Raw genomic sequence first — 13,879 nt, forward strand, 5'->3', positions numbered from 1 at the left:
CCGGGGCACATGGCTCTCAACCATGTGCCCCCGTCACGCGATAAACTTGTTCGGTCATGGCTGTTACCCTGCGCAATACGTTGCCCGATGGCGGCACGATCGATTTCCCCCCAGACCTTCCCATCAGCGAGCATGCCGACGAGATCGCTGAGGCCATCGCCAGTCATCAGGTGGTCGTCGTCGCTGGTGAAACCGGTTCTGGCAAGACGACCCAGCTGCCCAAGATCTGCCTGGGACTGGGGCGTACCCGCATCGCCCACACCCAGCCGCGCCGTATTGCTGCGCGCACGGTCGCCGAGCGAGTTGCCGATGAGATGGACGTCGAACTCGGCAACCAGGTCGGTTACCAGGTGAGGTTCACCCGGCACACCACCAGTGACACCGCCCTCACCGTCATGACCGATGGTGTCCTGCTCGCCCAGATCTCCCATGACCGCGACCTGCGAGCCTGGGACACCATCATCATCGACGAGGCCCACGAGCGCAGCCTCAACATCGACTTCCTGCTGGGCTACCTCAAACAGCTGCTGAGCAGGCGCGACGACCTCAAGGTCATCATCACCTCGGCCACCATCGACACGGCACGATTCAGTGCACACTTCGACGACGCCCCCATCATCGAGGTCTCCGGACGCACCTATCCGGTCGAGGTGCGCTACCGCCCCCTGGAGACCCAGCCCGACGACCCCGGTGAACCGGTCGAGGCCATTGACCAGCCCACGGGAATCTGTCAGGCCGTCACCGAGCTGAGCCGGGAGGGCGCGGGTGACATCCTCGTCTTCCTGGCCGGGGAGCGCGAGATTCGAGATGCCGCCGATGCCCTGGCAGACCTGGCCCTGGTCAACACGGAGATCCTGCCGTTGTACGCACGGCTCTCCGCTGCCCAACAGCACCGGGTCTTCACGGCGCACCAGGGGCGACGCATCGTCCTGGCCACCAACGTTGCCGAGACGTCGTTGACCGTGCCCGGTATTCGTTACGTCATCGATCCGGGGACGGCCCGCATCTCCAGGTACTCCTCACGGACCAAGGTGCAGCGTCTGCCCATCGAGCCCATCAGCCAGGCCAGTGCCAACCAGCGCGCCGGACGGTGTGGCCGTGTCGCTCCGGGAATCTGCATCCGGCTGTACTCCGAGCAGGACTTCCAGATCCGTCCCGAGTTCACCGAGCCGGAGATCCTGCGCACCAACCTTGCTTCGGTCATCCTGCAGATGGCCCAGGCGCGTCTGGGGGCGATCAACGACTTTCCCTTCGTGGAGACCCCGGATCGTTCCCAGATCAATGATGGTCTGCGACTTCTCGACGAGCTCGGAGCGCTGCGTTCGGGCCACCACGACACCCCACGACTCACCAGGGTCGGTCATCAGCTCGCCCAGATCCCCATCGATCCTCGTATGGGACGCATGATCCTGGAGGGAGCCAGACGGAGATGTCTGCGGGAAATCCTCATCATCGTCTCCGCGCTGTCCATCCCGGACGTGCGAGAACGCCCCAGTGACAAGCGAGACGAGGCGGACGGTTTTCATCGCCGGTTCACCAGCGAGGCTGCTCTGCAGACGACGTTGAGTGCGGTCGATCGGTCCGACGATCACCGTAGTGGCGACTGGTCGACGATTCGGCAACGCGAGACGGCCCAAGCTGCCGTCGCTGCCACCGACGCCGCCGGGCAACCGTTGCGTCACACCGTCCACACCGGGACTCGTCCGGTGAAACCCGCACAGCGTGCGAACTCGCGTGGGAAGAACCATCGGGATGCCGGCCGTGACCAGCACACGCAGGGCCAACGCACACGGGGCCAGCACATACGGGACAAGGAGTCCACGTCGCCATCGCAGGGTATCGATGATGGCGGAGACATCATGTCCATCGTGCGGCTGTGGCACTATCTGCGCCACCAACGCAAGGCGATGGGCAGCTCGGCATTCCGACGGATGTGTCGTGCGGAGTACCTCAACTACCTGAGAATCCGGGAGTGGCAGGATCTGCACAGCCAACTCAAACGTATCGCCAAGGACCTCAAACTGAGGCGCAACGATGAGCCAGCCGAGGTGGGAGACATCATCACCGCCCTGCTCTCTGGTCTGCTGTCGCACATCGGTCTGCTCAAGACGTCGGAGACCCGCACCTCGGCACGACGCAGGGGAGCACGTCCCGGTCCGCGAGAGTACCTGGGCACGCGAGGCTCCAATTTCGCCATCAATCCCGGATCGGTTCTGGCCAAGCATCCGCCAGAACTCGTCGTGGCAGTCGAGCTGGTGGAGACCTCCCGACTGTGGGCGCGCAATGTGGCGGCAATTCGTCCGGAGTGGGTGGAGCAGGTGGGCTCGCACCTGCTCAAGCGTTCCTTCTCCGAACCTCACTGGGCCGCCTCGAGCGCCTCGGTCGTGGCCAACGAACGCGCCACCTTGTACGGGGTGCCGCTGTGGACGGATCGACGCGTCAATTACGGACGCATCGATGCCCAGGTGGCACGACAGATCTTCATTCGATCGGCTCTGGTCGAACGTGACTGGCGAGCCCGGCATGACTTCCTGAGGAACAATGATGCCGTGGTGACCCAGGCCCAGGAGCTGGAGGATCGTTCTCGGCAGCGCGGACTCATGGCTGATGACCAGGCACTGTACGACCATTACGATCAGCGGATCCCCAGCGACATCGTCTCGGGCAGCCAGTTCAATGCGTGGTGGCGTCGCCAGGACGACAAGCATCTGCTCGACCTCACCGTGGACGACCTCATCGAGCCCGGAGCCGTTGCGGTCGACCAGTTTCCCGACACATGGCAGGTGGGAGACCTCGACCTGCCGGTGCGTTACGTCTTCGAGCCGGGATCCGGTCACGACGGAGTGACGGTGCAGATCCCCCTGCCGTTGCTGGGGCAGGTGCCGCGGGAACCGTTCACCTGGCAGGTTCCCGGGCTGCGCCAGGAACTGGCAACCGAACTGGTACGCGGTCTGCCCAAACAGATTCGCACCCAGCTCGTCCCAGCACCTGATCGTGCCCGTGCGGCCTTGCTCTGGCTTGCCGACAACGGCGCCGACCACACGAAGGACTTCACCTGCGAACTCGCCCGAGCACTCACCGCTCTCACCGGTGTCACCATCAAGGACTCCGACTGGCATCCAGAAAATCTGTCGTCACACCTGCGGGTGGGGTTCGAGGTGCTCGACGGGTCCGGTCACCGAACAGCGGCATCGAAGAACGTCAAGAAGTCCCAGCGGCCTCGTACCTCCCAGCCCCGAAAGATGGCTCACTCGGAGGATCTTGGTCAACTGCAGGTGGATCTGGCGCCCAAGGTCGCCAAGACGTTGACGAAGGCAGCCCGAACCAAGCAGATTCACGGTGCGACGAGCTGGCAGTTCGGTGCTGTGCCGTCACACGTGGACGTGCGGCGTGCTGGGGTCGATGCCGTCGGATACCCGTGTCTGGTAGACGAGCGCGACGGGGTGGGCACCGCAGTCAAGGAGACCCGCACCGCCGCCGATCGGAGTCACGGTCAAGGAGTCGTCCGTCTGCTGATGCTCTGCCTTCCCGACCCCACCAAGTGGGTCATGGCACACATGTCGAACGCCACCAAGTTGTCCCTGGCCGACTCGCCGTACCCCTCGGTGCCCGATCTGTTGACGGACTGCCGACTCAAGACGGTCGACTCCCTGGCCAGGAAACACAGTGACGGGATCGCCACCATCCGCGACGAGAAGGCCTTCGACTCCCTGGCACTTCAGGTGCGGCAGGACCAGGCCGAGCGGATGGCCCAGGTGGTCGAGGAGACATCGCGGATCCTCCAGTCCCATGCCGGGGCGCGACGAGCACTGCTGAGCCTGCCCGACGGGGCGGCACGTGCGGACATGACCTCCCAACTCGACGATCTGGTGTTCTGCAATTTCGTCTCGGCCACCCCGGACCCGTGGTTCGGCTACATGTCGCGGTGGATGGATGCCGTCGTCGTGCGCGCGGAGTCGCTGCTGCTCAACCCGGGCAGGGACGCCACCCAGATGGATGAGATCGACGTCCTGCTCGGCGAGTACGACGAGCTCTGCGCCGAACAGCCTGCTGGTCGGCTTCCTGCCCAGGTGGAGGAGGTGGGATTCATGATCGAGGAGCTTCGCGTGCAGTACTTCGCCCAGCGGCTGCGCACCCACATCCCGGTCTCTCCCAAGCGAATTCGTCAGGCCATCGGGCAGGTTCGGTCCCAATCCTGACCACGATTGCCTGGGTGGTGGCAGAGTTGATCCATGCCATCAACGACTGCAGAACTACTCGACCTGCTCGATCTCGAGGTGCTCGAGCCCAACCTCTTCCGAGGGCCACGCCCTGAGACGACCTGGCAACGTACCTTTGGTGGTCAGGTTCTGGCGCAGTCCCTCGTCGCTGGGTGCCGTACCGTGCAGGATCGCAAGGTCCACTCCCTGCACGCGTACTTCCTGCATGGCGGACGCAACGACGCGCCCATCATCTACGACGTCAAGCGGTTGCGGGATGGACGGACCTTGTCGACGCGTCGTGTTGACGCCCGTCAGCACGGCCGAGTGATCTTCACCTCGGAGGTGTCGTTCAAGACCTCCGAGGAAGGACTGGACCACAGTGATCGCAAACCGTCACACGTCCCGGATCCCGAGGAGTGCCCGACCCTGGCCCAAGCCATGGCGGCAGCCATGGGACGCGCCATGCCCATGGTCACCGAGTGGGATGCCCTCGACGTGCGTTACGCCGGCGACGGCAACGCGTACCACCATCAGAACCATGCAACCCACATGCGGTTGTGGGTCAAGGCGAGCAGTACGCTTCCCGATGACGCCGTCACCCATCGTGCGATCCTCGCCTACCTGTCGGACATGAGTCTCATGGCCGCGGCGATCCTGCCGCACCTGCCAGCGTTGCCAGCCGGTCACACGGTGAGTCCGGCGTCGATCGATCACGCCATGTGGTTCCATCGCAAGGGCATCGCGGATCAGTGGATGCTCTACGACCAGATCTCGCCGAGTGCCTCGGGGTCCCACGGATTCTCCATGGGACGGCTCATCCAGAATGGGCGACTCATTGCCTCGTGTGCCCAGGAAGGGGTCATACGTGTCGTGGACGTGGCCGATCAGGGTTCACCCTTCGGCGCTCCCACGCGGTGATAGTGACACATTCATGTGGCACGGCCCTGTCCCTGTCATGATCCAGATCCGTGCCATGACATCGATGCTCAGGGTGTCATGGTCACACGTCCAAGGACCTGAACCCGGAATCCATCAGGATGTCCGGGCTCAGGCTGCGTGAGGTGCCTCAGGCAGCCATGGCCTCCTGATTGGCCTCACGCATCGTCGCCAGGGCAGCCCGCTCGATCTGGCGCACCCGCTCAGCGGTGATGCCCCACACCTTGCCGATGTCGGCGAGCTTGGCCTGACGTCCGTCGAGCAGTCCATAACGACGACGTACGACGTCTGCGGAGCGCTGGTCGAGATCCTGCAGCATCACCTCGAGCCGGGTGCGATCCTCGGCGTCGAGCACGATGGAGTCCGGGCCGGGTGCCGTCTCACGGGCAATGAGGTCGCCAAGGCTGGTGTCACCGTCGTCCTCCACAGGTGCGTCGAGGCTGACGTGGTCCCGGCCGAAGGTGACGAGCTCGGCAACCTTCTCCTCGGTGAGGTCCAGTTTTTCTGCGATCTCGAAGAGCTCGGGTTCGCGACCCAGTTCGCGTTCCAGGTCACGTCGTGCCGCCGAGACCTGGTTGACCTGTTCGGCAACGTGCACTGGCAGCCGCACGACGCGTCCCTGCTGGGCAATGCCACGGCTGATCGCCTGACGCACCCACCATGTGGCATAGGTGGAGAACTTGAAGCCCTTGGCGTAGTCGAACTTCTCGACTGCGCGGATGAGACCGGTGTTGCCCTCCTGGACGAGGTCCAGCAGCGGCATCCGTGAGCGGCCGTACTTGCGGGCGACGGAGACGACCAGACGAAGGTTGGCGCGCACGAACCGGGCCATCGCAGCCTCGCCGTCCTCGGCGATCTGCTGGAGTTCCTCGGTGCTGGCTTCGACCTTCGTCTCCACGGTTCCGTCCAGGACGGCCTGGGCGAACAGTCCGGCCTCAATGCGCTTGGCGAGCATCACCTCATCGGCAGCACTCAACAGTGGGGTCTTGGCGATTCCTTCCAGATACAGGCCAACAGCGTCTTTGCCATCAATTCCGTCAGTGGTACGGACGCGAGTCTTGGTGTCCATGAGTTCCGCCTTTCAGCAGTTTTCAACCTGCGACATCCATACAAACGCGTCATGACGTCCGCGTCATTCCCTGCTCGGGTATGAGAGCCCTTGGTAGTGCGAGGTACGGGAGGTTAAGACCACAGTCGTAGTTGCCTGGGGCGTGTGCTACGACTGGGGCAGGTTCCACCTCCCATTTGGCAATGCAGGTGTTGTGGTGCCACAATGTGACAAGGCACTTGACGCCCTCGGGGCTTTCGTGTGCCCTTAACAGGTTCTGTCCGCCTTCGAGAGGATCGCAGTGACGTCTCGTTCCACGTCCAGCACCAGCAAGTCCGCTGTCGACGAGGAGGCGAAGCCCACCAAGACGACCAGGAAGCGCACGTCGACGTCGTCAACCACACGTCGTGGCAGTGCGTCAAGGACGACCAAGTCTTCCGCTTCGGCCACCAAGTCTGGGTCTGCAGGTAAGGCCAGTGGATCCAAGACGACCGCGAAGACCGGTACAACGAAGTCGACCACGTCCAGAACATCGGGGACGAAGAAGACTTCGGCGACCACTGCCAAGACCTCCGGAACGAAGAAGACGACCACCGCCAAGAAGACTGCTACGAAGAAGAAGGCGTCGACGGCGTCGACCAAGGCTTCCACCAAATCCACCACGACCACGCGCAAGCGGTCCACAAAGAGCACTGGCAAGAAGAGCCCGGCCAAGAAGAAGGACCCAACGATCGCCGAGGCCGCTTCCGGCCAGGTGGATGTGGAGGCCAAGCGCGAGGGTGACGAGATCGTTCTCACCATCGGCGGCAAGAAGCGCAGCCTCGACGACATCGACGATTCCAAGTACGACCCCAAGCAGGCTGCCAAGGACGAGGCGGAGCTCAACAAGGAGGCGCAAGGTTTCGTCGTCTCCGACAACGACGACACCGATGAGCCCGAGCAGCAGGTCATGGTTGCCGGTGCGACTGCCGACCCCGTCAAGGACTACCTCAAGCAGATTGGCAAGGTGGCGCTCCTCAACGCTGCCCAGGAGGTTGACCTGGCCAAACGTATCGAGGCCGGACTGTTCGCCGGTGAGCAGTTGAGTGATCCGGATGCCAGCGTGGCCGACGCCGATCGCGCCGACTACGAGTGGATTGCCGAGGACGGAGTGGTGGCCAAGAACCACCTGCTCGAGGCGAACCTGCGTCTCGTCGTCTCGCTGGCCAAGCGCTACACCGGCCGCGGCATGCTCTTCCTCGACCTCATCCAGGAAGGCAACCTCGGCCTCATCCGCGCCGTCGAGAAGTTCGACTACACCAAGGGCTACAAGTTCTCCACCTATGCAACATGGTGGATCAAGCAGGCCATCACCCGTGCCATGGCCGACCAGGCGCGCACCATCCGCATCCCGGTGCACATGGTCGAGGTTATCAACAAACTTGCCCGTGTCCAGCGCCAGATGCTTCAGGACCTTGGCCGGGAACCCACTCCCGAGGAACTAGCCAAGGAACTCGACATGACCCCCGAGAAGGTCGTCGAGGTCCAGAAGTACGGCCGCGAGCCGATCTCGCTGCACACCCCGCTGGGTGAGGACGGCGACTCCGAGTTCGGCGATCTCATCGAGGACTCCGAGGCGATCGTCCCGGCAGACGCCGTGAACTTCACCCTGCTGCAGGAGCAGCTGCACGACGTCCTCGACACCTTGTCCGAGCGTGAGGCGGGCGTGGTGTCGATGCGCTTCGGCCTCACTGACGGTCAGCCCAAGACCCTTGACGAGATCGGCAAGGTCTACGGCGTCACGCGTGAGCGGATCCGTCAGATCGAGGCCAAGACGATGAGCAAGCTGCGTCACCCGAGTCGCTCCCAGGTGCTGCGCGACTACTTGGACTGAGTGGACCGAGCTGGAACGACACCGCTGGTCATGGGTTCTCCGAGCTGTCCTGGCCTGAGGAGGATTCGGAGTTCAGCGATACGTTCCACTTCGTGGTTGCCGGTGGCGATCTGCATTGCTTTGACGTGGGTGAGCAGCCTGTCCGTGACAGTTCACTGAGAAGATTCTCCGTGAGATACAATCAGGAACAATGGTCTTGAACATGACAAGGTCACGGGGGGAGGACGACAATGACCACTGCATACGAGATTGCTTCGTACATCCGTTCCAGGCATGAGTTCTCTGGGAAATACAGATGCACAAGCTCTTGTACTATGCCCAGGCGTAGTCCTTGGCATGGGACGGGGTGCCTCTCTTCGATGACAGGATTGAGGCGTGGAAGAACGGCCCGGTGGTTCCGAGTCTGCGCCACACCACGGTCATGGCTGACGAGGACGTGCGTCTCACTGACCAACAGAAGGCCAATATTGACGCGGTCCTTGCCCACTATGCTGACAACCCGGGCACTGCTCTTGGCGAGTTGAGCCACGGTGAGCGTCCTTGGCAGGAAGCACGTGGTGATTGCGCTCCCGGTGAGAATTGCAGTTCACCCATCACACATGACTCCATGCGTCGCGCTTACTCTGCCCAGAGCACGGCGGCCGGTGTCGGACCACGGCGTGTCGCCGTCCCGAGTGGACGTCAGGTGGCCGACATGGACGACGTACTGAGTGGTTGTGCTGCTGCCACCAAGCGGTGGGAACGTGCACTCACCCTGCTTGCCCAGTGACGAATGCCTCACCTATCGGCCGGTGAAATAGCAGAACACGAACTCTGTCTGACACTCCCGCCGCAACGCCTGCCGATGAGTTCCCGATCGAGGCACTGAGTGATCGTACGTGATCGCGAGCGACATGTCGTGCAGCTACTCGATGTCGGGGGATGCAGATGGCCTGACGGACCACGGCATCGCCGTCGGGGGCAAGACTCAACGCACCTGTGCCAGGCATGCTCTCAGCACCGAAACAGTTGACTGGTATCCCAGTGAGTTGCGAGTCTGTGAGTCAAAGGCATGATCGAGCAGCGGAATCTTCACATCGGTGACGCCAACTCCGGCAGCACGGGCTCTGGCGACGAACCTGTCAGTGCCGGGGGGTGGGACGAGGGTGTCGCGTCCGCCACGCACAATAAACGTGCGCGGTGCCTTGGGTGAGACCCACGTCACACTGTTCGCGTCGCGGTACCGGTCAGGATGCTGCTCCGGTGTCCCACCGAGGTACTCGGTGGCCGCATGATTGATCCCCAGGGCCTTGAGCGAGGCCAATTGGCTGAGGTCAAGGGCGGGGTAGAGCCCGATGACTGCAGCAGGTTCATGCAGTTTGCCGCAGGACGTGGACGCCGTGCCCTGGGCAATCTGGTAGCTCAGGTTGATGGCCAGTTGCCCGCCAGCAGAGTCCCCCATGATCACCATTGACGAGGTGTCGGCGTGCAGCCGGTCGGCATGGGTTCCTGCCCAGGCCCAGGAACATGCCACTGCCTCGGGAGCCTTCTCCCATGTTGCTCTGGTTGGAGTGGACAGCGGATAGCTGGGGCGTACGACGACCCAGCCAGTGTCAGCCAGGGAACGCAGTACCGCTGGCATTTTCGCGTCGGTGTTCCAACCGCCACCGTGAATGTCGACCAGCACCGGATGTGGCCCGGGGGAGTGGGGTCGGTAGACCTGAATCGACTGTCCCTTGCGGGGCGTGTCATGCAGGACTTCATCTGGTGGAGAGATCATCGAGGCTGTGTGCAGCGCGCTGAGAGGGTTGACCGTCCCGCCAGCGTGCCTCACGGTCACCGGGGTGGTCACGCATACGGTCAGTGGCAGCACGAGACCGATCGTGGTGAGTATGGCTGCGATACGACTGGCTCGCTCGGCGCGCCGGCCCAACCAAGCCATTGTCAGTGCAACAAGGGCGGCGACGACGCACCACGGTGCTGTGGATGACAGGAGGACTGATGCTGCCAGACCAGCGTTGTTGAAGCTCGGGGTCAGTTCCATGATGGTGAGCAGCACCAGCACGCTCCCCATGAGTATGGCGGTGGCAGTGAGGAGCTTGGTGGTCACTCCAAGCAGGTGCCGGGTGGATCGGGATGTAGAGCCCATGTGTCCACGATAGGACCAGTCCTCAGATTCTCTGCCGTGGACGATTCTTGGGTACCGAGATGTTTTCACTCCATGGCCTCGGCGATGCCTCTGTGTGGCTAGGCTTCTGGCATGGACACATCAAGCAGCGTTGCCGACCGTCAGCCACAACATCCTCGGGTGCGCAGGGCGACCGGGGAGGACCTTCCGGATGCAGCTCGTGTTCAGTCCGAGTGCTTGGCCGAGATAGGTGCTGGGTCCATCGATGCCGACGTCCTTGCTGCACTCACGAGTGAGGATGCGGTGGAGTCAACGGTTGAGCAGTGGCGGCAGCTCTACGATGAGGGCGCTCAGTTCTGGGTGCTTGATGACGACGGTGCGATCGTTGGGGTTGCCATGACACGACGCATGCCACCAGCAGAGGCGCCGACCACCTTGGAACTTGCCACCATCCACGTCATGCCGCGGGCACGACTGCGAGGAGTGGCTGATGAGCTGCTGAGCTCAGCCATCGGACAGGAGCCGGCATTCGTCTGGGTGTTGAACACGAGTGAGCACGCCATCGGGTTCTTCGAGAAGAACGGTTTCAGTCTGGACCACACCGCAGGATCCCTGGACAACACCTTGGGCGGGATCCCGCTGCAACGCATGGTTCGGGGCGTTTGACCTCATCGGACCCAGCGAGTGGGTGGCTGCAGCGGCGAATCCAGCCCCAGGGACCTGATCGTGCGGCTGGACCGATCAGTGAAGCTTGGCCGACTCGTCCTGGATGTGAAGAGCAACCTGCTTGAGCTTGTCCTCATGCATGTGTGCATGGTGAGCGCAGAACAGCAGTTCACCGCCGTTGTTCAGCGTGACACGGTAGTAAGCCTGTGCTCCGCATCGGTCGCAGCGATCCGCAGTGGTCAGTGCGGTGTCCTCGATCATCATGGTGCTCATGGCTTCCTCCTCTGACGCTGGCATATGGTGTCGCAACGCAACGACACCATCGCTTGTTCCCGATTCGCTCCTGACATTCCTGAGCCACGGTTCGTCCTTGTCGGTGGGAAGCATGATTCACTCATGCGTTCCGCACCGCTTGACGCTTGCTGTGGATGCCAACTCAACCTGAGTGACATCTGATGTTCTCCATCATAGCCAGTGAGCCTCCCGATCAAGGATGAGAACCACGAAGGACGGAACATATGTTCGATTGCGGACTTGAACATCGAATTCCAGTTCGATACACTTGACGTGTTCGCGAGAACGACGTGGGAACACCACCCCGATAGAATTGAGGACTGTGACGACCCAGAGTGGATTGCCCCAGAGTGGATCGGCTTCGAGTACAGCGAAACCGCGGGCAGCAACGAAACGAGCGACGGACCGGGACTACGAGGCGAGAAACATTCTTGTTCTCGAAGGTCTTGAGGCTGTCCGAAAGCGTCCCGCCATGTACATCGGGTCGACGGACACCCGCGGCCTCATGCACTGTCTGTGGGAGATCTTCGACAACGGTGTGGACGAGGCCCTGGCCGGGTTCGGACGCCGTATCACCGTCACCCTGGAAAAGGGCGGGTCCATCCTCGTCACCGACGAGGGTCGCGGTATTCCGGTCGACGTTGAGCCGAGAACTGGGCTGAGTGGCGTCGAGGTCGTCTACACCAAGCTCCATGCCGGTGGAAAATTCGGCGGCGGCGCCTACAACGTCTCAGGTGGCCTTCACGGTGTGGGCGCCTCGGTCGTCAACGCCGTCTCCTCTCGTCTGGACGTAGAGGTGGACCGCAAGTCCACGGTGTGGGGAATGAGCTTCCGACGCGGTGTCCCCGGCGTCTTCGACGGCGACGGCCCCGATGCCCCCTTCACCCCCGAGTCCGGGGTGCGCAAGATCGGCAAGGCCAAGCGGGGAGCCACCGGTACCCGGGTGCGTTACTGGCCGGATTCGCAGATCTTTCTGCCCGATGCCAAGCTGTCGTGGTCCAAGCTTGCCGACCGTGCTCGTCAGACCGCCTTCCTCGTCCCGGGGCTGGAGATCGTCATCACCGACGAGCGTGGCGTCCAGACTGATCCGCAGACCGGCGATGTCCTCGAGACCGTCTCCGAGACGATGCGTTTCGACGGCGGTATCTCGGAGTTCGCCGAGTACCTCGCCAATGACCAGCCGGTCAATGACGTCATGAGGTTGCAGGGGAAGTCCTCCTTCACCGAGACCGTCCCGATGCTGGACGAGAATGGCGGCATGACGCCCACCGACGTCGACCGTGACCTCGAGGTGGACATCGCTCTTCGGTGGGGCGATGGCTATGACACGACGGTGCGTTCCTTCGTCAACATCATCGCCACTCCCAAGGGCGGCACCCACGTCCAAGGATTCGAGCAGGGACTGCTGCGGGCCTTCTCCTCATCCCTGGAGGGCACCAGGCTGCTCAAGAGTTCCGATGACATCGTCAAGGACGACGTCCTGGAAGGGCTGACGGCAGTCGTCACCGTGAGCTTGGCCGAGCCGCAGTTCGAGGGGCAGACCAAGGAAGTGCTCGGTACCCCGCCGGTGCGTCGGATCGTGAGTCGGATCGTCGAGTCCGAGATGGCGAAATTCCTCACGTCGAGCAAGGCAGCCGTCAAACCGGTGGCCCGTACCGTCATGGAGAAGGTCGTCAATGCCTCGCGCGCCCGGGTTGCCGCTCGGGCGCACAAGGAGAACCAGCGACGCAAGAATGCCCTGGAGTCCTCGCACCTGCCTCCCAAGCTCAAGGACTGCCGATCCTCCGATCCCGACCTCACCGAGTTGTTCATCGTCGAGGGTGATTCGGCCCTGGGGACGGCCAACGTGGCACGTGACTCGGAGTTTCAGGCTCTGCTGCCCATTCGTGGGAAGATCCTCAACGTGCAGAAGGCCGATCTTGGCGCCATGCTCAAGAACGCCGAGTGTGCGTCGATCATCCAGGTGGTCGGTGCCGGTTCCGGCAAGACCTTCGACATCGACCAAGCCAGGTACGGCAAGGTCATCTTCATGGCCGATGCCGACTCCGATGGTGCACACATCCGCACGTTGCTGGCGACGTTGTTCTTCAAGTACATGCGACCGATGGTCGAGGCGGGACGGGTTTTCTCGGCAGTGCCACCACTGCATCGGTTCGAACTCATCAACCCCAAACGGGGTATGGAGAAGTACATCTACACCTACACCGACGCTGAGTACCAGCGCACTGCTGCTCGACTGACCAAGAGAGGTGTGCGGTTCAAGGAACCGCAGCGCTACAAGGGCCTGGGTGAGATGGACGCCGATCAGCTCAAGGAGACCACGATGGACAAGCGGCATCGAATGCTCCGGCGGATCACCGTCGACGATGTCGTGGAGGCGGAGCACACCTTTGAAATGCTCATGGGTCAGGAAGTCGCCCCCCGCAAGAAGTTCATCGTCGAGGGTGCCTATCGGCTGGACAGCGAGCAGATCGATGCCTGAGCATGTGCGGGGGGTGTCGTGTCGAGATCCAAGGTCTGGGCCAGTGAGCAGGATCCCGCAGCACGGACACGGCACGGCAGCACGGACACGACACGTGGGTACCACCAAGTAGGAGAGTACCGGGTAGGTTGCCGAGCGGTTCCTGCACGGTAGACGCATACGGTAGCGAGGCTGGCGACGCATGGGGTCGCGGGGCCGGAACGACTCGTGCCGCAGAACGTGTGCTGCACCGGTCCGTCCTCACAGGGGCCCTCCCACGATGGTCTCGTCT

The 13,879-nt window shown here is 62.7% G+C and carries 9 protein-coding genes; 6 read left to right on the plus strand and 3 right to left on the minus strand.

All coding sequences use genetic code 11. The annotated features are described in order from the left end of the window. The first annotated feature begins 56 nt into the window (after positions 1 to 56). Both hrpA and CKV91_RS06085 read left to right on the plus strand, forming a co-directional pair. Positions 57 to 4,199, plus strand: coding sequence for an ATP-dependent RNA helicase HrpA (hrpA, locus tag CKV91_RS10095; protein ID WP_065860903.1), 4,143 nt, complete (start codon positions 57 to 59; stop codon positions 4,197 to 4,199). Between the two features lie 33 nt (positions 4,200 to 4,232). Next, the gene (locus tag CKV91_RS06085; RefSeq protein ID WP_065860904.1) at positions 4,233 to 5,120 is read left to right on the plus strand and encodes an acyl-CoA thioesterase; all 888 of its coding nucleotides are present in this window, start codon (positions 4,233 to 4,235) and stop codon (positions 5,118 to 5,120) included. Positions 5,121 to 5,268: 148 nt separating this feature from the next. On the opposite strand, the gene CKV91_RS06090 is transcribed toward CKV91_RS06085, so the two are convergent. Further along, a complete protein-coding gene (locus CKV91_RS06090) occupies positions 5,269 to 6,207 on the minus strand; it encodes a sigma-70 family RNA polymerase sigma factor (protein ID WP_021103238.1) in 939 nt (312 codons plus the stop codon). A gap of 256 nt (positions 6,208 to 6,463) precedes the next feature. Here CKV91_RS06090 and CKV91_RS06095 point away from each other — a divergent pair, with 256 nt between their 5' ends. Next, positions 6,464 to 8,059 (plus strand): RNA polymerase sigma factor, encoded by a 1,596-nt coding sequence (locus tag CKV91_RS06095; RefSeq protein ID WP_065860905.1) that lies wholly within the window; start codon positions 6,464 to 6,466, stop codon positions 8,057 to 8,059. 346 nt (positions 8,060 to 8,405) lie between these two features. Further along, positions 8,406 to 8,828 carry a Panacea domain-containing protein gene (locus CKV91_RS06100; protein WP_157738752.1) on the plus strand — a complete coding sequence of 141 codons (423 nt, stop codon included), beginning with the start codon at positions 8,406 to 8,408 and terminating at the stop codon, positions 8,826 to 8,828. 198 nt (positions 8,829 to 9,026) lie between these two features. Here the strand turns inward: CKV91_RS06100 and CKV91_RS06105 are convergent, their stop codons facing one another. Further along, on the minus strand, positions 9,027 to 10,187 hold the full coding sequence (locus tag CKV91_RS06105) for an alpha/beta hydrolase (RefSeq protein WP_065860906.1): 1,161 nt from the start codon (positions 10,185 to 10,187) through the stop codon (positions 9,027 to 9,029). Between the two features lie 111 nt (positions 10,188 to 10,298). Between CKV91_RS06105 and CKV91_RS06110 the strand changes: the two genes are divergently transcribed. Next, complete coding sequence (locus CKV91_RS06110; protein WP_021103243.1) at positions 10,299 to 10,832, plus strand: GNAT family N-acetyltransferase; 534 nt, start codon at positions 10,299 to 10,301, stop codon at positions 10,830 to 10,832. 75 nt (positions 10,833 to 10,907) lie between these two features. Here CKV91_RS06110 and CKV91_RS06115 read toward each other — a convergent pair whose 3' ends face one another. Further along, entirely contained in the window at positions 10,908 to 11,129 is a 222-nt protein-coding gene (locus CKV91_RS06115) for a DUF7455 domain-containing protein (RefSeq protein WP_036904271.1), read from the minus strand. Between the two features lie 337 nt (positions 11,130 to 11,466). Between CKV91_RS06115 and CKV91_RS06120 the strand changes: the two genes are divergently transcribed. Beyond that, positions 11,467 to 13,608 (plus strand): DNA gyrase/topoisomerase IV subunit B, encoded by a 2,142-nt coding sequence (locus CKV91_RS06120; RefSeq protein ID WP_065860911.1) that lies wholly within the window; start codon positions 11,467 to 11,469, stop codon positions 13,606 to 13,608. The last annotated feature ends 271 nt before the right edge of the window (positions 13,609 to 13,879 follow it).

Source organism: Cutibacterium granulosum (assembly GCF_900186975.1).
Taxonomy (GTDB): Bacteria; Actinomycetota; Actinomycetes; order Propionibacteriales; family Propionibacteriaceae; genus Cutibacterium; species Cutibacterium granulosum.